The 19,647-nt window shown below is 61.6% G+C and carries 19 protein-coding genes; 9 read left to right on the forward strand and 10 right to left on the reverse strand.

The annotated features are described in order from the left end of the window. Positions 1-8: 8 nt before the first annotated feature. Both recN and U0029_RS03840 read right to left on the reverse strand, forming a co-directional pair. Positions 9-1,661 carry a DNA repair protein RecN gene (gene recN / locus U0029_RS03835; RefSeq protein WP_114852253.1) on the reverse strand — a complete coding sequence of 551 codons (1,653 nt, stop codon included), beginning with the start codon at positions 1,659-1,661 and terminating at the stop codon, positions 9-11. Between the two features lie 18 nt (positions 1,662-1,679). Further along, positions 1,680-2,579 (reverse strand): NAD kinase, encoded by a 900-nt coding sequence (locus tag U0029_RS03840; protein WP_012418364.1) that lies wholly within the window; start codon positions 2,577-2,579, stop codon positions 1,680-1,682. Between the two features lie 109 nt (positions 2,580-2,688). On the opposite strand from U0029_RS03840, the gene hrcA reads away from it, so the two are divergent. From hrcA to dnaJ, 7 genes are all read left to right on the forward strand, one after another. Beyond that, positions 2,689-3,693: a heat-inducible transcriptional repressor HrcA gene (gene hrcA / locus U0029_RS03845; protein ID WP_012418363.1), complete on the forward strand. Its 1,005-nt coding sequence runs from the start codon at positions 2,689-2,691 to the stop codon at positions 3,691-3,693. A 47-nt stretch (positions 3,694-3,740) separates the two neighbouring features. Next, a complete protein-coding gene (gene hemH, locus U0029_RS03850; RefSeq protein ID WP_039051295.1) occupies positions 3,741-4,835 on the forward strand; it encodes a ferrochelatase in 1,095 nt (364 codons plus the stop codon). Between the two features lie 30 nt (positions 4,836-4,865). Beyond that, positions 4,866-5,024 carry a hypothetical protein gene (locus U0029_RS03855; RefSeq protein ID WP_012418361.1) on the forward strand — a complete coding sequence of 53 codons (159 nt, stop codon included), beginning with the start codon at positions 4,866-4,868 and terminating at the stop codon, positions 5,022-5,024. 117 nt (positions 5,025-5,141) lie between these two features. Then, positions 5,142-5,678, forward strand: a complete 537-nt coding sequence (gene grpE / locus U0029_RS03860; RefSeq protein ID WP_012418360.1) for a nucleotide exchange factor GrpE — start codon at positions 5,142-5,144, stop codon at positions 5,676-5,678. 25 nt (positions 5,679-5,703) lie between these two features. Further along, positions 5,704-6,078 carry a thioredoxin family protein gene (locus U0029_RS03865; RefSeq protein WP_012418359.1) on the forward strand — a complete coding sequence of 125 codons (375 nt, stop codon included), beginning with the start codon at positions 5,704-5,706 and terminating at the stop codon, positions 6,076-6,078. Positions 6,079-6,157: 79 nt separating this feature from the next. Continuing rightward, positions 6,158-8,092, forward strand: a complete 1,935-nt coding sequence (dnaK, locus tag U0029_RS03870) for a molecular chaperone DnaK (RefSeq protein ID WP_012418358.1) — start codon at positions 6,158-6,160, stop codon at positions 8,090-8,092. Positions 8,093-8,203: 111 nt separating this feature from the next. Beyond that, positions 8,204-9,325 (forward strand): molecular chaperone DnaJ, encoded by a 1,122-nt coding sequence (gene dnaJ, locus U0029_RS03875; RefSeq protein WP_012418357.1) that lies wholly within the window; start codon positions 8,204-8,206, stop codon positions 9,323-9,325. Between the two features lie 185 nt (positions 9,326-9,510). On the opposite strand, the gene U0029_RS03880 is transcribed toward dnaJ, so the two are convergent. After that, a complete protein-coding gene (locus U0029_RS03880) occupies positions 9,511-12,261 on the reverse strand; it encodes a M16 family metallopeptidase (RefSeq protein WP_012418356.1) in 2,751 nt (916 codons plus the stop codon). Positions 12,262-12,545: 284 nt separating this feature from the next. Here U0029_RS03880 and U0029_RS03885 point away from each other — a divergent pair, with 284 nt between their 5' ends. Continuing rightward, positions 12,546-12,866 carry a hypothetical protein gene (locus U0029_RS03885; protein WP_012418355.1) on the forward strand — a complete coding sequence of 107 codons (321 nt, stop codon included), beginning with the start codon at positions 12,546-12,548 and terminating at the stop codon, positions 12,864-12,866. A 9-nt stretch (positions 12,867-12,875) separates the two neighbouring features. On the opposite strand, the gene U0029_RS03890 is transcribed toward U0029_RS03885, so the two are convergent. From U0029_RS03890 to U0029_RS03900, 3 genes are all read right to left on the reverse strand, one after another. Beyond that, positions 12,876-14,048, reverse strand: a complete 1,173-nt coding sequence (locus tag U0029_RS03890) for a vWA domain-containing protein (RefSeq protein ID WP_012418354.1) — start codon at positions 14,046-14,048, stop codon at positions 12,876-12,878. Between the two features lie 5 nt (positions 14,049-14,053). Next, positions 14,054-14,920 (reverse strand): AAA family ATPase, encoded by an 867-nt coding sequence (locus U0029_RS03895; RefSeq protein WP_012418353.1) that lies wholly within the window; start codon positions 14,918-14,920, stop codon positions 14,054-14,056. Between the two features lie 111 nt (positions 14,921-15,031). Further along, the gene (locus U0029_RS03900) at positions 15,032-15,457 is read right to left on the reverse strand and encodes a DUF1841 family protein (RefSeq protein ID WP_012418352.1); all 426 of its coding nucleotides are present in this window, start codon (positions 15,455-15,457) and stop codon (positions 15,032-15,034) included. A 158-nt stretch (positions 15,458-15,615) separates the two neighbouring features. On the opposite strand from U0029_RS03900, the gene icd reads away from it, so the two are divergent. After that, positions 15,616-16,872, forward strand: a complete 1,257-nt coding sequence (gene icd / locus U0029_RS03905; protein WP_012418351.1) for an NADP-dependent isocitrate dehydrogenase — start codon at positions 15,616-15,618, stop codon at positions 16,870-16,872. A gap of 10 nt (positions 16,873-16,882) precedes the next feature. Here the strand turns inward: icd and U0029_RS03910 are convergent, their stop codons facing one another. From U0029_RS03910 to kdpE, 4 genes are all read right to left on the reverse strand, one after another. Continuing rightward, complete coding sequence (locus U0029_RS03910; RefSeq protein ID WP_039051294.1) at positions 16,883-17,761, reverse strand: dihydrodipicolinate synthase family protein; 879 nt, start codon at positions 17,759-17,761, stop codon at positions 16,883-16,885. 11 nt (positions 17,762-17,772) lie between these two features. Continuing rightward, positions 17,773-18,000, reverse strand: coding sequence for a hypothetical protein (locus tag U0029_RS03915; RefSeq protein ID WP_115600675.1), 228 nt, complete (start codon positions 17,998-18,000; stop codon positions 17,773-17,775). Between the two features lie 97 nt (positions 18,001-18,097). Then, on the reverse strand, positions 18,098-18,841 hold the full coding sequence (locus tag U0029_RS03920; RefSeq protein WP_012418348.1) for a TorF family putative porin: 744 nt from the start codon (positions 18,839-18,841) through the stop codon (positions 18,098-18,100). A 113-nt stretch (positions 18,842-18,954) separates the two neighbouring features. Next, positions 18,955-19,647 (reverse strand): two-component system response regulator KdpE, encoded by a 693-nt coding sequence (kdpE, locus tag U0029_RS03925; protein ID WP_012418347.1) that lies wholly within the window; start codon positions 19,645-19,647, stop codon positions 18,955-18,957.

Genomic DNA, 19,647 nt, shown 5'->3' on the forward strand with positions numbered 1-19,647 from the left:
TTTTATTGTTAGCTGGCAATGCCTTGCAGCATTTCGCGGGCATGTTCGCGCGTGGTGGGAGTGATGGTGATGCCGCCCAGCATGCGGGCGACCTCTTCGACGCGGTCGGTTTCGGCGAGCTCGGTAATGTGCGAACGCGTGACGCCGCCTTTTTCGCTCTTGCTGACGCGGAATTGGTGATTGCCGCAGGCCGCTACCTGAGGCAAGTGCGTGACGCACAACACCTGATGGCGAGCCCCCAATTCTCGCAGCAGCTTGCCCACGACTTCGGCGACGGCGCCGCCGACCCCGCTGTCGACCTCATCGAAGATCAGGGTGGGCACGCGTGCGGCGCGGCTGGCGATAACGGATAGCGCCAGCGAGATACGCGAGAGTTCGCCGCCCGAGGCGACTTTGGCCAGCGGGCGCAGTGCGGTGCCGGCATGGCCTGCCACCAGAAACTCCACGATTTCATTGCCCTGCGCACTGGCCGGGCCCGCCGTGAGGGCGGCTTCGAAACGTCCGCCGCTCATGGAGAGCGTTTGCATGGCCTGGCTGACCTGACGGCTCAAGTCGCGGGCGATCTTCTGGCGCGCCTGGCTCAGGCGTGCTGCCGCGCTGTCGTAGCTGCGGCTGGCCGCTTCGGTCTGGGCACGTAGCGTCTGGATGTCGCCTGCTGCCTGCAATTGCGTCAGTTGTTCGTGCAATGACAGCCGCAGCGTTGGCAATTGCTCGGGTTCGACCTTGAATTTGCGTGCCGTTTCGAAGACCGCGCTCAGGCGCGCTTCGGCCGCGTTCAGGCGTGCGGGATCGAGATCGACGCGGCCCAAATAATTGTTCAGGTCAGACACCGCTTCGCTCATGGTGATGCGGGCCGATTCCAGCGTTTCGGTAATGCTGCGCAGGCCGCTGTCATGGCGCTGCATCTGTTGGAGGCGATGCGTGGCGGCATTCAGGCGAGAGAGGGCGGAATCTTGTTCGCCGTCCAGAGCTTCGAGAATCTGGCTCGCCCCGTCAAGCAAGCCCTGGGCATGCGAAAGACGATTGTGCTCGGCTTGCAGGGTTTCCCATTCGCCTTCAGCCAGGTTGAGGCGGTCCAGGTCGTCGGCCTGCCATTGGAGGCGTTCCCGTTCGGCAGCGAGCGTTTCGGCATCCTGTTCCGCCGTTTCGAGCTGGCGGACCAGGCCGCGCCAGCGTTTCCAGGCCTGCGCCACCGTTTGGCGCAATTCGGCATGGCCGCCATGCGCGTCCAGCAGTTCGCGCTGCGCCTCGGGCCGCATCAGGCTTTGGTGGGCATGCTGGCCGTGGATATCGACGAGTTCCTCACCTAGTTCACGCAATTGGGTGACGGTGGCTGGCAAGCCGTTGATGAAGGCGCGGCTGCGGCCGTGTGCGTCGATTACGCGGCGCAACGATAGTTCCTCGGCGGGCTCAAGTTCGCGCTCGGTCAGCCAGTCTGACAGGTGTTGCGGGCTGTCGAAAATGGCCGTGATGTCAGCGCGCGCAGCCCCTTCACGTAGGACGCTGGCGTCGCCGCGTTCGCCCAGGGCCAGGGCGAGTGCGTCGATCAATATCGATTTGCCGGCGCCGGTTTCACCCGTGAATACGGTGAAGCCGGCGCCGAAGTGGATTTCCGTCTGTTCGACGATGACGAAGTCGCGGATATGCAGGGTTCGCAACATGGCGGGCGCTGCCGGAAATTACTCAATGTTGTCGGAGACCTGCGGCATCTGATTCCAGTGCAGTTTGCGGCGCAGGGTGGAGAAGAAGCTGTAGCCCTGGGGATGAACCAGGCGGGCCGTGTGCGGTGCGCGTTGCACCGTGATGCGGTCGCCTAGTTGCAGATCGGACCAGGTTTGCATATCGAAATGTGCCGAGGCGCCGGTTTCGACCCGGCCGATGGCCGTGAGCGTCATATTCAGCACCCCGGTGTCGGGGATGACAATGGGGCGGTTGGATAGACTCTGGGGCGCTACCGGAACCAGCACCATCGCATTCAGGCCAGGGTGTAGCAGCGGCCCGTTGGCCGACAGCGCATAGGCGGTCGAGCCGGTGGGCGTGGCGATGATGAGGCCATCGGCGCGCTGCGTATACATGTAGACGCCGTCGAGTTCGACCCGCATTTCGATCATGCCGCCGCGCCCGGCGCGGTTAAGCACCACGTCGTTTAGGGCCGAGGCTGTGTACATCAAGGCGTCGCCACGCCAGACGCTGCCTTGCAGCAGCATCCGTTCCTCGATCTGGAAATTGCCGTCGAGGACGCGCGCCAGCGCGTCATGAGCATCTTGCAGCGGGATATCGGTAATAAAGCCCAGACGGCCATGGTTGATGCCGATCAGCGGCACGCCGTAGGGCGCCAGGTGGCGGGCCACGCCCAGCACCGTGCCATCTCCGCCCATGACCACGGCCAGCGAAGCCGATTCGCCGATTTCCTGCATGGTGGCGACGGGGTATTCGTGCACGGCCGTATTGCGTGCGGTATCGGCGTCGACCAGCACCCGTCGGCCGGCCTGCGTGAGCATGGCGGCGAGGGCGCGCAAGGGCGCATCAAGACCGGTGTCTTGATAGCGTCCGATGAGGGCGACGATGGGAAAGTGCATGAGCAGGTTTCTGTGGATTCGTGGAGCGTATCAGACGATTATATGGGGCCGCATATTCTGCCAGAGGACAAAAATCGCCTCCTGGCGAAACTTTCCCTAAAATACCGCCATGGACGACCGTGCTCACGCTTTGTTGAAAGCCCTGATTGAACGCTATATCGCCGATGGCCAACCGGTAGGCTCGCGCACGCTATCCAAAGTTTTTGATCTGTCTCCCGCGACCATACGCAATGTCATGGCCGACCTGGAAGAACTGGGGCTGATCCAGAGCCCGCATACCTCGGCGGGCCGAGTGCCTACGCCGCGCGGCTATCGTATGTTCGTCGATTCGCTGCTGGCCGTACACCCCTATCAGTTCGAACCCGCCAATATGGCGGAACTGCTGCCCATGATCGAACCCAGCCGGGCGGTCAATGCGGCTGCGGCCCTGCTGTCCAATCTGACCCAGTTCGCCGGCATGGTGCTCACGCCCAAGCGGGCGCAGGTGTTTCGCCAGATCGAATTCGTGCGCCTGTCGGATAAGCGGGTATTGTTGATTATCGTCACGCCCGACGGCGACGTTCAGAACCGCATCATGCAGGTGCAGCGCGATTACGCCGAATCTGAGCTGGTCGAGGCGGCCAATTTCTTTAATCAGCATTTCTCGGGCAAGTCCTTCGACGCGGTGCGTCGGACGCTGTCCACCGAACTGATCCAGTTGCGCGAAGATATTTCGCGCCTCATGCAGGCCGCTGTGGAGGTCGGGGCCGAGGCTGCCGAGGAAACCGACTCAGTGGTGATTTCTGGCGAGCGCAAACTGCTGAACGTCACGGATATTGCTTCCGATATGGACAGGCTGCGCAAGATGTTTTCACTCTTCGAGAAGAAAACAGACCTGTTGCAATTGCTGGATGTCTCCAGTCGGGCGCAAGGGGTACAGATCTATATCGGCGGGGATTCGCAACTGCTGCCGATGGATGAGGTGACCGTCGTGACCGCGCCCTATGGCGTGGACGGGCAGATTGTCGGCACCTTGGGCGTGATCGGTCCTACCCGGATGTCTTACGAAAGGGTGATTCCGATCGTGGATATCACGGCCCGTTTGCTGTCCAACGCACTCAGTCATAATCAATAACTGTTCATAAGACGGCATCCCTCGGGGGTGCCCCCTGGGAGGCGTTTGTGTTTCTTCGTCTGTTCAAGTATTTGTGGCCTGAGCGTTTTCTCCCGGAACCCGCTACTGCGGAAGACCGCTTTGATGACAACCCCCCGCCGCGTGGGCCGGGCCGCGCTGGCGTGCTGCTGATCAACCTGGGCACGCCTGACGCCCCGACGGCTGCGGATATTCGTAAATATCTGGCCGAGTTTCTCTCCGATCAGCGCGTGATCGAGATTCCGCGCTATCTCTGGAAACCGATTCTGCATGGTCTGGTGCTGACTTTCCGGCCGAAGAAGCTGGCGCCGCGCTACGCGGGTATCTGGATGGAGGGCGGGTCGCCCCTCATGGTCTATAGCCGTAAACAGGCCGAAGGGGTGGCCGCCGCCCTGGCCGAACGCGGGTTGGATGTGCCGGTTGCGCTGGGCATGCGCTATGGCAATCCCTCGGTGCCCGATGCGATCGCGCAGCTGCGCGCTCAGGGTTGCGATCATATTCTGACCGTGCCGCTTTATCCGCAGTATGCGGCCAGTACGACAGCGACGGCCGTCGATGCCGTGACCCGCCATGCGAGCCGCCTGCGCGATCAGCCGGCGCTGCGCTTTGTCAAACGCTTCTATGCCGATCCGGCCTATATCGAGGCGCAGGCCGAACGCATCCAATCCTTCTGGGATGCGCAGGGCAAGCCGCAAAAACTGCTCATGAGTTTTCATGGTCTGCCCCGTTATTCGATCGAGCTGGGCGATCCCTATTACCGCGATTGCCTGGATACGGCACGCCTGCTGCGCAAGCGCCTGGGTTTGTCGCCCGAGGAGGTCGAGGTCACGTTCCAAAGCCGGTTCGGTTCGGCGCGCTGGATGGAACCTTATACCGAACCCACCTTGAAGATGCTGGCAGCTCAGGGCATTACACACATCGATGTTGTTTGTCCTGGCTTTGTGGCAGACTGTTTGGAAACGCTGGAAGAAATCAACCAGGAGTGCCGCCATGCCTTTATGGAGGCGGGCGGTCAGCAGTTTCGCTACATTCCGGCCCTCAATGACAGCCCTCTGTGGGTGAGTGGGCTGGCCGATCTGGTCGAAACCCAGCTTCAGGCGTGGCCCGTAAAACGCGCAGGCTGAGTAAGACCGCTTTCTTAAGGAGACGGCAAGATGACAGCTTCTACGCAATCCCCTCGATCAGACCAAGGAGAGCTCGCCGAGGACGGTCTTGAGCGAGATCTCGATAATGCCCTGATCCAGACCTTTCCGGCCAGCGATCCGGTTTCCATCACTCCCGAAGACGAGCGCCCCGAAGAAGACGCCGACTAGGCGTTTGCGTGGCATGGTGTGCGATGGCCCGGGGCCGGATCGCTTTCGCCCTTGAAATTGGGGAGGCAACCCCCATTTATGGGCACATACCGTACTAATCTTTGCTGGAGGACTCTCATGACGGCACCTCAAGAGCCTGTCGATCCGATTCAAGACGCAGGCGTCGAAGCGCCCGATCTTCAAGCCGAAATTGATGCGCTGCGCGCCGAATTGGCTGCAGCCCAAGCTCAGGCCCAGGCCCATCAGGAACAGGCCTTGCGCGCAATGGCCGAGGCCGAGAACGTGCGCCGCCGGGCTCAGGAAGATGTGTCCAAGGCACGTAAATTCGGCATTGAATCGTTTGCCGAGAGTTTGGTGCCCGTCAAGGACAGCTTGGAAGCCGCGCTGGCTCAGCCGGAGCAGACTGCCCAAGCCTTGCGCGAGGGGGTGGAAGTCACGCTCAAGCAGCTCAATGGCGCTTTTGAGCGCAACATGCTCAAAGACATTGCGCCGGCGCAGGGCGATAAGTTCGATCCGCATCTGCATCAGGCTATTTCTTCGGTGCCCGCGCCCCAGCCGGCCAATACGGTGGTGCAATTGCTCCAGAAAGGCTATGTCATCGCCGACCGTACCCTGCGCCCCGCCCTTGTGGTGGTGTCGGCAGGGCAGGGTTAATCCATCCCTGGTTCAAGACGCAGTCATGAGCAGCTTTGATCCCGGCCAGGTGTTCGAGGTGTTCGGCATGCAGCCGGTCTCGAGTGCCACCTTCGACGAACGCGTCGTCGAAGCGCCGGGTGATGATCTGCGCTGCGTTTTCCTCTGGGGTGAAAATTGTTACAACTGTAATATTTTCAAGCAAACGGCGCTGTTGCATCGCGATGCTCTACTCGCACTGCGCCTGTCCTGGTTACAGGCCGATGTCTATGCCGATCCGGCGCTCGGCCAGCGTTTCGGCTTGCACGGCGTGCCAACTTTCGTGATGTTCCGGGGCGGAAAGCGCCTGGGACGCATCACTGGCTGGCCGGGTCTGCCGCAATTCAGCGAGACCGTCCGGCGCTTGCAAGCCGGATCTTGAAAAACCCTGCGGTGATCCCCAGTTATGGGGAGACTGAAATTCTTTCGACTAATAACTGATTCTTCAAGGTATCCCTACCATGAGCAAAATCATCGGCATCGATCTGGGTACGACCAATAGCTGCGTGGCAGTGATGGACGGTGGTCAGGTCAAGATTATTGAAAACGCCGAGGGCGCACGCACCACGCCCTCTATCGTCGCCTATATGGAAGACGGCGAAATTCTGGTGGGCGCGCCGGCCAAGCGCCAGGCAGTCACCAATCCCAAGAACACCCTGTACGCGGTCAAGCGCCTGATCGGCCGCAAGTTCGACGAGAAAGCGGTGCAGAAGGACATCCACCTGATGCCCTACACCATCACCAAGGCCGATAACGGCGACGCCTGGGTTGAAGTGCGCGGCAGCAAGCTGGCGCCGCCCCAAGTCTCGGCCGAAGTGCTGCGCAAGATGAAGAAGACCGCCGAGGACTACCTGGGCGAGCCGGTCACCGAAGCCGTTATCACGGTGCCTGCCTACTTCAATGACAGCCAGCGCCAGGCGACCAAGGACGCCGGTCGCATCGCCGGCCTGGAAGTCAAGCGCATCATCAACGAGCCGACCGCGGCCGCGCTGGCTTTCGGCCTCGACAAGACCGAAAAGGGCGACCGCAAGATCGCCGTGTATGACCTGGGTGGCGGTACGTTCGACGTGTCCATCATCGAAATCGCCGACGTTGATGGCGAAAAGCAGTTCGAAGTGCTGTCGACCAATGGCGACACCTTCCTGGGCGGCGAAGACTTCGATCAGCGCATCATTGACTACATCATCGGCGAGTTCAAGAAAGAACAAGGCGTTGACCTGTCCAAGGATGTGCTGGCTCTGCAGCGCCTGAAAGAAGCGGCTGAAAAGGCCAAGATCGAACTGTCCTCGAGCCAGCAGACCGAAATCAACCTGCCTTACATCACGGCAGATGCTTCCGGTCCTAAGCACTTAAATCTGAAGATCACGCGCGCCAAGCTGGAATCCTTGGTTGAAGAGCTCATCGAGCGCACCATCGAGCCCTGCCGCGTGGCCATCAAGGATGCCGGCGTGAAAGTGTCGGATATCGATGACGTGATCCTGGTGGGCGGTATGACCCGCATGCCCAAGGTGCAAGAGAAGGTCAAGGAGTTCTTTGGCCGCGAGCCGCGCAAGGACGTCAACCCGGATGAAGCCGTTGCCGCAGGTGCCGCGATTCAGGGTTCCGTGCTGTCGGGCGACCGTAAGGACGTGCTGCTGCTGGACGTCACCCCGCTTTCCCTGGGTATCGAAACCCTGGGCGGCGTGATGACCAAGATGATCCAGAAGAACACGACCATCCCGACCCGCTTCTCGCAAACTTTCTCGACCGCTGACGACAACCAGCCGGCCGTGACCATCAAGGTGTTCCAGGGTGAGCGCGAGATCGCTGCCGGCAACAAGGCGCTGGGCGAGTTCAATCTGGAAGGCATCCCGCCGGCGCCGCGTGGTCTGCCGCAGATCGAAGTCACTTTCGACATCGACGCCAACGGCATCCTGCACGTGTCGGCCAAGGACAAGGGCACTGGCAAGGAAAACAAGATCACCATCAAGGCCAATTCGGGTCTGTCGGAAGACGAGATCCAGCGCATGGTCAAGGATGCCGAGGCCAATGCCGAGGAAGATCACCGTCTCGCCGAGCTGGCCCTGGCGCGCAACCAGGCAGACGCCCTCGTGCATGCCACCCGCAAGTCGCTGACCGAGTACGGCGACAAGCTGGAAGCTGCCGAGAAGGAGAGCATCGAGAAGGCGCTCAAGGATGTCGAAGAGAGCCTGAAGGCGGGCGACAAGGCCGAGATCGATGCCAAGGTCGAGGCGCTGACGCAGGCTTCGCAAAAGCTGGGCGAGAAAATGTACGCTGACGCCCAGGCGCAGCAGGCCGCACAGCAAGCCTCGCACCAGCAGGCGGCGGACAACGCCAAGCCGGTGGATGACAACGTGGTCGACGCAGACTTCAAGGAAGTCAAGCGCGACAACTGATGTTCGTTCTATGATGTAAGGCTTCGCCCGATAACCGCCAGTTTGGTTATCGGGCGCATGCTTTTTATCCGTCCCCAAAAAAATGGCTCTTCCCGGAGCCCTTGATTGATCATGGCAAAACGCGATTACTACGAAGTCCTGGGTGTGGCAAAAGACGCCGCGGACGACGAACTGAAGAAGGCCTACCGTAAGCTGGCCATGAAGTACCACCCGGACCGCAATCCGGGTAACAAGGAAGCCGAGGAGAAGTTCAAGGAGGCCAAAGAGGCTTACGAAGTCCTGGGAGATGAGCAAAAGCGTGCTGCGTATGACCGTTATGGCCACGCGGGCGTGGACCCTAACTCCGCAGGCGGCGCCGGCATGGGCGGCGGCTTTGCCGACGCGTTTGGCGACATCTTCGGCGAAATTTTTGGCGCGGGCCGCCGTGGCGGTGGTGGCGGGCCGCAGGTTTACCGTGGCGCAGATCTGAAGTACGCGCTGGAAATCACGCTTGAGCAGGCGGCGAATGGGTTTGAGACCGAAATCCGTGTGCCCAGCTGGGAAAACTGTGACACCTGCCACGGTTCGGGCGCCAAGCCGGGCACCACGCCCAAAACCTGCCGCACCTGCGGCGGCTCGGGCGCCGTGCGTATGCAGCAAGGTTTTTTCAGCGTGCAGCAGACCTGCCCGACCTGCCACGGCAGCGGCAAGGAAATCACCGATCCCTGCACGAGCTGCGATGGCGTGGGCCGCACCCGCCGCAACAAGACGCTGCAAGTCAAGATTCCGGCAGGTATCGACGACGGCATGCGTATCCGCTCGGCTGGCAATGGCGAGCCGGGCGTGAACGGCGGGCCCCCGGGAGATCTTTATGTCGAGATCCACATCAAGCAGCATCGCATCTTCCAGCGCGATGGCGATGACCTGCATTGCGAGCTGACCATCCCGTTCACCACGGCGGCCCTGGGCGGCGAGCTACAGGTGCCAACATTGGGCGGCAAGGCGGAAATCTCTATCCCCGAAGGCACGCAGTCGGGTAAGACTTTCCGTCTGCGCGGCAAGGGCATTCGCGGTGTGCGCGCCGGTTATCCGGGCGATCTGTACTGCCATATCGTGGTCGAAACCCCGGTGCGTCTAAGCGACGAGCAAAAGAACATCCTGCGCCAGTTCGAGGCCTCGCTGAACGACGGGGGTGATCGCCACTCGCCGCAAAGCAAGTCCTGGACGGATCGCGTGAAGGAGTTCTTCAGCTAAGGCCTTTACCGGCCAAGCTTAAACCCGGACCGGGCGTCATGCCCGATCCGGGTTTTTATTTGCACTGACTCGAGGCAGACGGCGCCCTGTACATGCGGCTGGCCGGACGGCGCCTGCTGTGCTGCGGTGGACGCTACCTGCTTGAAACCAGCATCCCGCCGCGTACGGCGGGATGCCGACGCGGTTCAAGGCGCCGTTTTTTTGAAGTCACCCGCTACGGCGGTGCTGAAATCGGCGGGCTTGAGATACTTGCGCAGGGTGGCGTTGACCTCGGCAGCGGTGAGCGCCGCCAGACGTTTGTCGACATCGGCCGACCACGCAAAGCTGCGGCCGGTGCTCAAAAAGCTCAGCCAGTTGGAGGCCAGGACGCCATCCTGGGCCCGCGACAGGCTGCGGTAGTTCAGCAGGGCCGTGATGCCGTCGCTGACCTCCTTGTCGCCAAAACCCTGTTTCAGAACGCGGGCCAGCTCTTCGGCAATGGCGGTTTCGACGCGGGCGCGGTTTTCCGGCGCGTAAATGGCGTAGATCGTCCAGCTGGAGCTCGGCTCAAAAGACGATACCGACAGGTTGCTGCGCACGTTGTATGACAGGCCATCGGTTTCGCGCACACGATTCCACAGGCGTGAGGTCTCCGAGGTGCCAAGAAGGAAGTTGGCTAGATACAGCGGCACGTAATCTGGATTGGTGTCCTGGAGTTGCAGCGGCATGCCGGAAATGTAGAAGGCGTTGGCCTTGTCCGGCGTGTCGATCGTGAATTGCTCGGCCTTGATTGCGTGGAAAGGCGTGGGTATGCGGGTGTAGGCCGGTGCGCGCTTCCAGCCATCCAGGCTTTTCTTGAGCGAAGCTTCGACGGCGGCGGGATCGAACTCGCCGACCACGGCCACCTTGATCTGCCCCGCGCCGTAAAAGCGCTCGTGGGCACGCACCAGCGCCTCGCGATTCAGGCTGCGAATGTCGGCCAGGGCTTCATCGAAGGTCGGCACATAGCGGATATCGTCGGGCTTCCAGGGGTTGTCGTGGCGGGCCAGCGCACGGGAGGCCAGCGCGGTGGGTTCAGTCATGGCGCTCTGGATGGCCGTGATGGACTGACGCTTGTATTCCTCGACCTGGTCTTGCGGGAAGTTGGCGTTACGCACCACATCCATCACCAGTTCGATCAGGGCGGGCAGATTCTTGCCCGTGGTTGACAGGTCGATGGCCAGATCGGTGCCCGCACCGCTGATGCTGACGTCGGCTTCGAGCTGATCGATGCGGTCGCTGATCTGCTGACGGCTGAGCGTCGGAGTGCCACGCTCGAGCAGGTCGGCGACGGCGCTGATGGCGGTGCGTTGGCCGCGCAGGCTTTCCACATCGCCGAATTGCACCAGCAGGTTGGCCTCGACGCGATCGCCGCGTGTGGCTTTGGGCAGCAGGGCGAGTTCGACGGGACCATTCGGCAGCGTGAGGGTGCGGCGCAGCGTCAGCTTGTCGATATTGGCCGGCGTCGGGTCGAAGGCTTCAACGGCCTTGAAATTCGGATCGCCCTTGTAATCCTTGAACACCGCGCTCAGGTCAGGACGGCTGTCCTGCGGTGCGCGTTGCGGTTTGTCGGTGGGGATGTAGCGGCCCAGCACGCTGTTGCTCTTGCGCAGATAGTCTTCCGCCACGCGCTGAACCTCGGGCAGTTTGGCCATGCGGACGCGGTCGCGTTGCAAGAAGAAAAGACGCCAGTCACCCGTGGCGATAGCCTCGGACAATGCAACGCCCACTTTTTGCGGATCGCTATAGGTTTGCTGCCAGGAGGTCAGCCACTTGTTGCGGGCGCGGTCGAGCTCTTCTTGGGTGAAGGGTTTTTCGTGCAGCGACTCCAGCGTGCTTACCAGGGTGTCGAGCGCCTTGGTTTCGTCCATGCCGGCTTGCAGTTGCGCGCCGAACATGGCAATACCGGGGTCGCGCTGATCCATCGTGAAGCCGAACACGCCCGACGCCAGTTTGGTTGGCACCAGTGCATGATAGAGACGCCCGGAGGGGGTGTCGGAAAGGATGACCGAGGCCAGATCCATCGGAATGAAGTCCGGGCTGCCGGCGGCCGGGATGTGGTACATCGCGGCGACCAAGGGCGTGCCGCCGGCGCGGCGCAGCGTGACTGAGCGTTCACCGTCTTGGACGGGTTCGACGGTGTACTCGCGGCGCAGTTCGCGCGCGGGGCGGGGCAGCTTGCCCAGCGTGGCCTCGATATCGGAGAGCGTGGTTTTTGGGTCGAACTTTCCGGCGACGATCAGGACGGCGTTATCCGGCTGGTAATACTCGTGGTAGAAGGCGCGTAGCTGGGCGACATCGACATTTTCGACGTCGGCCCGGGCGCCGATGGTGCTTTTTCCGTAGTTGTGCCACTGATAGGCGGCCGCCTGCATTTTCTGCATGAGCACGCGGAAAGGGTTGTTCTCACCGCTTTCCATTTCGTTGCGCACGACCGTCATTTCGGAGTCGAGGTCATCCTTGCTGATCAGGGAATTGACCATCGCGTCGGCCTGCCAGCCCAGATACCAGCGCAGGGTTTCGGGATTGGAGGCGAAACTGGCGAAGTAATTGGTGCGGTCGGTGGAGGTCGAGCCGTTGGCGCGCAGCCCCCGGCGGGAGAACTCGCCCAGCGCGTTGCGCGTGGTGGCCGTGCCCTTGAACAGCATGTGCTCGAGCAGGTGGGCCATGCCGGTCTGACCGTAGTTCTCGTTACGCGAGCCGACCAGATAGGTCATGTTGACCGTTGTCGTGGGTTTGGAGGAGTCCGGCACGAGCAGCACCCGCAGACCGTTCTGTAATTTGTATTCCGTGATGCCCTCGATCGAGGTGACCTCGGTGATGCCCTGCATAGGAGCGGCTCCGACCTGCAGGCTCAGGAAGGAAGTGACCAACAGGGCGCTCAGGCGGCTGGTGAGACCGGTCAGCGAAAGACGCATGGTGTTAGATCCTTTATCGGCGGCTAATTGAGTGGAGTGTAGACGGTGTCATTGGTTCTGTCTGATACAGGGGTGTATGCCGGACTGGAGTCAATGACTTGTAGGGGACAGAGCGGGCGCGCTACCCTAGCGGGGTTGAACACCGGTTCACTAACGGGATGCGCGACAGCCCTCCTGGCTTCCCGTGCTTCGCCTCCACGCTGCGTGCTGCGCGCGGCGCGCGCGCTTGCCTGATTGCGCTGTGTGGCCGTCATGGGCCACCCTCTTGTGGAGGAAGTTTTTCCATGTTGACTGATACCGTCACCCGCGCCCTTTCGTTTTTGTTTGGCCGCGCCGCCAATGAGCCCTCTTTACGCGGCAGTTTTCGTTATGCCTATGCCAGCGAAGACGGGCGCTATGTCGCGATTCTGACCCATGATGCGGTCACCTATGTGGTGGATGTGAATGGCGCACGCTACCACCTCGAGCCGGGCGTGCGGCCCTGCGGTTTTTCAGGCCATGTGCTGGAAATGGAAGTCGCCCGCGGCGTGGCGGCCAACGATTTGTTCGATCTCGACATGGCCGAGATCAACTGGCGTGGCTGCCCGGCCGTGCGCGCGGGCTGAGGGCCAGGCTTACTTGGCGAGCAGGCGCATGGCCTGCTCCAGGCCGGCCACGGTCACCGGGAACATGCGGCCTTGCATGATGTCCCGCATGAGCGCGATGGATTGACGGTATTGCCAATAGGCGGAAGGCTCGGGATTGAGCCAGACGGCCTTGGGCCAGGCGTCGAGCAGACGCCGCATCCAGACCGCGCCGGCCTCTTTGTTGTAGTGTTCGACGGAGCCGCCCGGATGCAGGATTTCATAGGGGCTCATGGTGGCGTCGCCCACCATGATGAGACGCCAGTCCGGGTTGTACTTGCGCAATACATCCCAGGTATCGAAACGCTCGCTCTGGCGGCGCGTGTTCTGCTGCCAGAGGGTTTCGTAGGGGCAGTTATGGAAGTAATAAACTTCCAGATTGCGGAACTCGCTGCGCGCTGCGGAAAAAAGCTCTTCGATGCGTGCGATATGGTCGTCCATGCTGCCGCCCACATCGAGCAGCATCAGTACCTTGACGCTGTTGCGGCGTTCGGGAAGCAGCCGCAGATCGAGGTGGCCGGCGTTGCGCGCGGTGCTGGCGATGGTGTCGTCCAGGTCTAGCTCTAGGTCGGCCCCTTCGCGGGCGAAACGCCGCAGCCGCCGCAACGCCACCTTGAAGTTGCGCGTACCCAGCTCGACCTGGTCGTCATAGTCGCGGAACTGGCGCATTTCCCATACTTTCACAGCTGTTCGGTGGCCGGCCGATTCGCCACCGACGCGTATGCCTTCAGGATGGTAGCCGCCGTTGCCGAAGGGAGAGCTGCCGCCTGTACCTATCCATTTGCTACCGCCGGCGTGGCGTTCTTTTTGCTCGGCCAGCCGCTCTTTGAAGAGCGCCATCAGCTTGTCCCAGCCATGCTGCTGGATGGCCGCCTTTTCTTCCTCGCTCAGGTTTTTTTCGAAGGCTTTGATGAGCCAATCCAGCGGGATTTCCTGCTCGGGAGGCAGCACCGCAGCGATCTGCTTGTAGTAGCTGCCGAAAGCCTGGTCATAGCGGTCGAACAGGCTTTCATCCTTGACCAGCGTGGTGCGGGCCAGGAAATAGAAGTCATCCAGCGTCGGCGGCATGACTTGGGTGCGCAGGGCCTCGAGCAGGGTCAGGTACTCATTGACCGACACCGGCAGGCGGTGCGCGCGCAGGTGATAGAAAAAGTCGGTCAGCATGGCGGTCAGCGCCGTTGCTGCCGCGCGATGCCGGCCAGCCGGTCCAGCAACTGCACGTCTTGTTCGTTTTTCAAGAGCGCACCCGCCAGAATGGGCACCGCGCCGTGGGCGTTGATACGGTCGGCGTCCACGTCTTCGGCCAGCAAAAGACGCAGCCAGTCCAGCAGTTCGGAGGTCGAGGGTTTTTTCTTCAGGCCCGGCGCTTCGCGCAGGGCGAAGAAGGTGTCCAGCGCCGCGCGCAGCACGTCTTCGCGCAACTGGGGGAAGTGCGTGGCGACGATGTCGCGCATGGTTTCCCGTTCGGGGAAGCGGATGTAATGAAAGAAGCAGCGGCGCAAAAAGGCGTCCGGCAGGTCTTTTTCGTTGTTCGACGTGATGATGACCAGGGGGCGGTGGCGCGCTGCGATCGTCTCGCGCGTTTCGTAGACATGGAATTCCATGCGGTCGAGTTCGCGCAGCAAATCGTTGGGAAACTCGATGTCGGCTTTGTCGATCTCGTCGATCAGCAGCACTACGGGCGCATCGGCCTGGAAAGCCTGCCACAGCGTGCCTTGCACGATGTAGTTGCGGATGTCGCGGACTTTCTCGTCGCCCAGTTGCGAATCGCGCAGACGCGACACGGCGTCGTATTCATACAGGCCCTGATGGGCTTTGGTGGTCGATTTGATATGCCATTGCAGCAGGGGCCGGCCCAGTGCGCGGGCCACTTCTTCGGCCAGCATGGTTTTGCCCGTGCCCGGCTCGCCCTTGATGAGCAGCGGGCGCTGCAAGGTCAGCGCCGCATTCACGGCGAGCTTGAGGTCATCGGTGGCGACGTAGCGGTCGGTGCCTTCGAAACGTTCGGGTCTTGCGGCGGTAGGAGACTGGGACATGGATCTACAGTATGGACGAGCGGCGCAGCCATTGGGCCGGTCTGCGGCGGGCGGGGTTTGCAACAATTATCGTACAAATGCCCAGGCCGCCCTCCTGCCTTTGGGACAGGTTCAGCGCTCGGCGCGCTGGCGGATCAGATCGATGTAGACGTCGCTGTCCAGCGGCGTGCCTAGACGCTGGGCTTCCCACACCACTTGCCCCAGGCAGTCCATGATTTCGTGCGCGGCCTGATGGGCGTCCATGCGGCGCACCAGGCGTTGATAGGCGTCGCGAATGCCGCGCGGATGGTCGATCGACAGTTGTTCCGCAATGGCCAGATGCATGGACATATGCAAAAAAGGATTGGTGCGGCCTTTTTCGACTGGGTATTCGGCGGTCATGGCCTCGGGGCTTTCGAGATCGCCGTGGTACTCGGGGTGTTCGAGCATCCAGTCCAGCGCCATGGACTCGAGCGGTGTGAGCAACTCGTTGGCGCGATGCTTGCGCCAGGTTTCAATAAAGAATTCGCGAACTTGATCGCGCGAGGGATTGAACATCGTTACGCCAGAGTAAAAGGCCAGTCAGGCCTTATTTTACGCTTGGCATCAGGGGCTTGGCGGTCCGGTCCAGGATTGCGCTATAGAATGAGGCCCATGTTCGCCGCCAGCGCAGCGCCGCCGGCAGGTCGGCGCGTCAATGGAGAATGGAGCAAGCAATGCCGTACCAACACATCAAGGTCCCCGCAGAGGGGCAGAAGATCACGGTCAATCCGGATCTCAGCCTGAACGTTCCCGATCAGGTCATCATTCCCTACATCGAGGGCGACGGCACCGGCGCTGACATTACGCCGGTCATGCTGAAGGTCGTCAATGCGGCGGTTGAAAAAGCCTATGGCGGCAAGCGGCGCATTCACTGGATGGAAGTCTACGCTGGTGAAAAGGCCACGCGCGTTTATGGCGGCGACACCTGGCTGCCGGAAGAAACTCTGCAGGTCGTACGGGATTACCTCGTTTCCATCAAGGGGCCGATCACCACCCCTGTAGGCGGCGGCATGCGTTCCCTGAACGTGGCCTTGCGCCAGCAATTAGACCTTTACGCCTGCGTGCGTCCGGTGCGGTATTTCAAGGGCGTGCCTTCTCCCGTGCGCGAACCTCAGAACACCGATGTGGTGCTCTTTCGCGAAAACTCGGAGGACATCTATGCAGGCATTGAATACATGGCCGGCACGCCCGAGGCCAACAAACTGATCGCCTTCCTGCAAAACGAGCTAGGGGTCACGCAGATCCGTTTTCCCGGAACCGCCTCCATCGGCGTCAAGCCGGTGTCGCGCGAAGGCACGGAGCGCCTGGTGCGCAAGGCCATCCAGTACGCCGTCGACCACGACCGTGCTTCGGTCACGCTGGTGCACAAGGGCAACATCATGAAGTTTACCGAAGGGGGCTTTCGCGATTGGGGCTACGCCCTGGCCGAACGCGAGTTCGGTGCGCAACTGGTGGACAACGGCCCTTGGCGCAAATTTAAAAATCCCAAGACGGGCCGCGACATCCTGATCAGGGACAGCATCGCCGATGCCTTCTTGCAGCAGGTCTTGATGCGCCCGACCGAGTGCGATGTCATCGCCACGCTCAACCTCAATGGCGATTACATCTCCGACGCGGTCGCTGCGCAGGTGGGGGGTATCGGCATCGCGCCGGGCGGCAATCTCTCAGATTCCGTCGCCATGTTCGAGGCCACGCATGGGTCGGCGCCCAAGTATGCCGGCAAAGACTACGTCAACCCGGGCTCTGAAATCCTCTCGGCCGAAATGATGCTGCGCCATATGGGTTGGCTTGAGGCGGCCGACCTGATCATCGCCAGCATGGAAAAAACCATTCAGTCCAAGCATGTCACGTATGACTTCGCCCGGCTGTTGCCGGGCGCCGTGCAGGTTTCTTGCTCGGGTTTCGGCCAGCAGATGATCGCCAATATGTAAGGTGCGTCGCTCAGGCGGGCCCCTGCTCCATTCCGGCCAGCGTCTTGCGCAGCCGGTCGGCCAGCGCTTCGCTGGCCGGCATCATCGGCAGGCGTAGCTCATCCTCTATCCAGCCCTGTAATGCCAAAGCCTTTTTGATGGGGGCAGGGTTGGGTTCGGCGAACAATAGCCGGATCAGATGCCGCAGCGCGCTGAAGGCGGCGCTGGCGGCGGTGTGGTCGCCTGCCAGGGCCAGGTTTCGCATGCGCACATGCAGGCGCGGGAATAGATGAGCGCTGGCCGCAATCGCAGTGTGGCCGCCACCTCGCCAATGATCCAGCAGGGCCATGTCTTCGCCGCAGATGGCTTGTATGCGACTTCCGCGTTCGCGCAAGGCGGCCAGCGCGGCCGGGTTACATTCTTTCACGCCCACGATATTGGGCAATTGCGAGCCCAGACGCTCCAGCGATGCCACGGTGAGCGCGCTGCCGGTGCGTTTAGGCACGTTGTAGGCGATGAGGGGGCGGTGCGTGGCCCAGGACAATTCACGGTAGTGCCAGAGCAAACCTTGTTGGCTGGGGCAGAGGTAGTAAGGCGGCGGCGTGAGCCAGGCCACCGGCTCGTAGCGTTCCAGCCGGCGCATCGAGGCGGCTACCCCTCGGGTATCGACGCCGCCCACGCCGAACATCAGCGGCAGGCACTGCGGGTCGGCGCGCAGGGCGGCGATCATATCGATTTTTTCCTGGATGTGCAGCAGATTGCCTTCGCCCGTCGAGCCGAATAGCACCAGACCGTCGAGTCCGGCTTCACGGTAGTGGCGGCCTAGCGCTTGCAGCGCTTCCAGGTTTACGCGGCTGCCGCGCAAGGGGGTGATCAGGGGAAGCCAGATACCTTCAATGGTGTTGTTCATGGTGCCCACGCTCAGGAAAGCAGGCCGAATTCGGCGCGTGGGATGAGGCGCATGATGCCTGTCATCAGCATGTCCATCCGCGAGCGATCCTGCGCGGCCAGCGCAATACCAATGCGCGCGCCGTGTTCGACCAGACGATAGTCCGCCCGGGGGGCGCCGCATCGGCGCAACGTGGCGCGCAGCAGGGGAAGCTGGGGGCTTTCGACACGAATCAGCAAGCGGGGGGAGTGGGTAGCCATGATGGTCACAAAAGAGTGGAACACGGCTTCACTATAGGAAGGCTGGCATAAACGTCGTGCATAAAGCGCCCAGCCCGGCGTAAAAATGCCATCAAGCTCAGAAACTACGGCTGACGCTCAGCACGGCGCCGCCGCGGCCCATGTCGCGGCCATGGCTGTTGGTGTAGACGGCGCGATTGGCATTGGTGTCCACATAGGCAAGCTGTGCGCTCCAGCCCTGGCCGAAATCCTTGGTCAGACCCAGCTTCCAGTCCCAGTAAGAGCCCTGGTCCAGATTGCGCACATACTGATAGCCGGCATGCGCGTTTACGGTCAGCCCCCAAAAGCCCAGAGGGACGTTTGCGCTCAGATCGAAGTACTGACTGTGCTGCGTACCGGCAAAGCCGAACAGATTGCTGAGGCTGTGCGAATACTTGAAAAACAACGGGCCATAGCCCAGGCCCGCATAGAGCTCGGTCGTATTCGGGCGGGTGTAGCCAGAAGGGTAGTCACCGGGGTAGTAGTACTGCATGACACCGATGTCAAAGGGCATATCGGTGGTCAGCTCGCCTTTGTAGCCGCCATAGAAGTCCATTTCTATCGGGGCGCTGACCTGTGGGTTGCTATCGTTCAACCAGCTGATGCTGGAATTCCAGTTGCCGATGTACAGGCCATTGGCGAGTTGATAGTCCACACCGCCCGAAACGGCGGGCCGGTTGTTGGTCTGCATAAGGCCGCGATAGCGGTATTGCGACGCCAGGCCAATATTGACGGAGAGGCTGTCTTGTTCCGGGGCGGCTGGCGAGGGCAGCGGCAGGGTCAACAGGGCAAGCGTGGCAAAACAAGCGAGGGCGCGCGGCATCGATAATCTCCTGAGTGACGCGTTGTGGAATGCGACACTCTAGGAAAAGGCGCGTAAAGGCCGCGTATGAAATCAGCCCGCCGGCGCAAAGACCGTGCAAAAGAAGTGGCGGTTCAGCCCGCGTAGCGATAGCCGACGCCGACTTCGGTCAGCAGGTATTGAGGCTGCGCGGGGTCGGCCTCCAGCTTCTGGCGCAAATGCCCCATATAAATACGCAGGTAGTGGCTGCTCTCGACGTGCGAAGGGCCCCAGACCTCGCGCAGCAGTTCGCGGTGCGTGACCACCTTGCCGCGCCGCGACAGCAGGGCGACGAGCAGACGATATTCCATCGGCGTCAGATGCACAGCTTGCCCGGCGCGGGTGACCAAGCGGCGGGCCAGATCGACGTGCACATCGCCGAATTGGGTGTCCGCCGCCTGCCCGGCGCCGCCGCGAGCATGGCGCCGCAACAGCACACGCAGCCGCGCCAGCAGCTCGCCCACGCCAAAGGGTTTGCTCAGATAATCGTCGGCGCCGGCGTCCAGCGCGTTGATTTTGTCGCTCTCTTCGGTCCGCGCCGACAACACTAGCACCGGCACTTCAGTCCAGGCGCGCAGGTTGCGCAGCAGGGTCATGCCGTCTTCGTCAGGCAGGCCCAGGTCCAGCACGATGGCGTCGGGCTGGCGGGTGCCTGCCTCGATCAGGCCGCGTTGCACTGTTTCGGTCTCGAAGACGGCGCAGCCTTCGGATTCCAATGCTTGTCTGACGAAACGCCGGATATGCGGGTCGTCTTCAACGATCAGCACTGTGGGTTGATAGTCGAACAT

It is taken from the genome of Bordetella avium (genome assembly GCF_034424645.1).
GTDB classification, from domain to species: domain Bacteria; phylum Pseudomonadota; class Gammaproteobacteria; order Burkholderiales; family Burkholderiaceae_B; genus Bordetella; species Bordetella avium.

Bases quoted from the DNA above. Each gene is read 5' to 3' on its own strand.
- recN (WP_114852253.1), bottom strand. From the start codon at position 1,661: ATGTTGCGAACCCTGCATATCCGCGACTTCGTCATCGTCGAACAGACG.
- U0029_RS03840 (WP_012418364.1), bottom strand. From the start codon at position 2,579: ATGCACTTTCCCATCGTCGCCCTCATCGGACGCTATCAAGACACCGGT.
- hrcA (WP_012418363.1), top strand. From the start codon at position 2,689: ATGGACGACCGTGCTCACGCTTTGTTGAAAGCCCTGATTGAACGCTAT.
- U0029_RS03855 (WP_012418361.1), top strand. From the start codon at position 4,866: ATGACAGCTTCTACGCAATCCCCTCGATCAGACCAAGGAGAGCTCGCC.
- grpE (WP_012418360.1), top strand. From the start codon at position 5,142: ATGACGGCACCTCAAGAGCCTGTCGATCCGATTCAAGACGCAGGCGTC.
- U0029_RS03865 (WP_012418359.1), top strand. From the start codon at position 5,704: ATGAGCAGCTTTGATCCCGGCCAGGTGTTCGAGGTGTTCGGCATGCAG.
- dnaK (WP_012418358.1), top strand. From the start codon at position 6,158: ATGAGCAAAATCATCGGCATCGATCTGGGTACGACCAATAGCTGCGTG.
- dnaJ (WP_012418357.1), top strand. From the start codon at position 8,204: ATGGCAAAACGCGATTACTACGAAGTCCTGGGTGTGGCAAAAGACGCC.
- U0029_RS03880 (WP_012418356.1), bottom strand. From the start codon at position 12,261: ATGCGTCTTTCGCTGACCGGTCTCACCAGCCGCCTGAGCGCCCTGTTG.
- U0029_RS03885 (WP_012418355.1), top strand. From the start codon at position 12,546: ATGTTGACTGATACCGTCACCCGCGCCCTTTCGTTTTTGTTTGGCCGC.
- U0029_RS03890 (WP_012418354.1), bottom strand. From the start codon at position 14,048: ATGCTGACCGACTTTTTCTATCACCTGCGCGCGCACCGCCTGCCGGTG.
- U0029_RS03895 (WP_012418353.1), bottom strand. From the start codon at position 14,920: ATGTCCCAGTCTCCTACCGCCGCAAGACCCGAACGTTTCGAAGGCACC.
- U0029_RS03900 (WP_012418352.1), bottom strand. From the start codon at position 15,457: ATGTTCAATCCCTCGCGCGATCAAGTTCGCGAATTCTTTATTGAAACC.
- icd (WP_012418351.1), top strand. From the start codon at position 15,616: ATGCCGTACCAACACATCAAGGTCCCCGCAGAGGGGCAGAAGATCACG.
- U0029_RS03910 (WP_039051294.1), bottom strand. From the start codon at position 17,761: ATGAACAACACCATTGAAGGTATCTGGCTTCCCCTGATCACCCCCTTG.
- U0029_RS03915 (WP_115600675.1), bottom strand. From the start codon at position 18,000: ATGGCTACCCACTCCCCCCGCTTGCTGATTCGTGTCGAAAGCCCCCAG.
- U0029_RS03920 (WP_012418348.1), bottom strand. From the start codon at position 18,841: ATGCCGCGCGCCCTCGCTTGTTTTGCCACGCTTGCCCTGTTGACCCTG.
- kdpE (WP_012418347.1), bottom strand. From the start codon at position 19,647: ATGTTCGACTATCAACCCACAGTGCTGATCGTTGAAGACGACCCGCAT.